Below are 430 nucleotides of genomic sequence, written 5' to 3' on the forward strand. Positions count from 1 at the left end.
GTGATGGAAGATGCGCAGCCCAGGGGCCTCAGCCGACGGGCATTCGGCGGGGCACTCTCGGCCGGCGTCGGCGCGGTCGCAGGCGGTGCAATAGTTCGCGCACTCATCCCGACCGAAAGCAGCTCGCCTTCGCCCGCCGCGACCTGGAACTCGGACCCGCACGGGCCGACCCAGGCAGGGGTCGCGCGGCCGGTCACTCCGCATCCGCACGCGCTCGTCAGCAGCTTCGCGCTTCCGAAGACGCTCGCCGATCCGGCAGCCGTTCGCACGCTGGTCGGCGACCTCGCCACGGTGGGCAGCGCCATCGCGTCGCTGATCGCGACGAAGGCAGGGGAGACCCCGCTGATACCGGATGGGGGAGGCGACCTGGCCGTGACCGTCGGAATCGGCCCGCGAATCGCGAGGCTGGTCAGCTCCACCGGCACAGGAA

The 430-nt window shown here is 71.6% G+C and carries 1 protein-coding gene; it reads left to right on the plus strand.

Translation table 11 applies throughout. The annotated features are described in order from the left end of the window. Positions 1–430, plus strand: a 430-nt coding sequence (locus tag AB4Z02_RS19135; RefSeq protein ID WP_441972955.1) for a hypothetical protein, incomplete at both ends; no start/stop codon positions are given.

This window comes from Pedococcus sp. 2YAF34, from assembly GCF_052114585.1.
Taxonomy (GTDB): Bacteria; Actinomycetota; Actinomycetes; order Actinomycetales; family Dermatophilaceae; genus Pedococcus.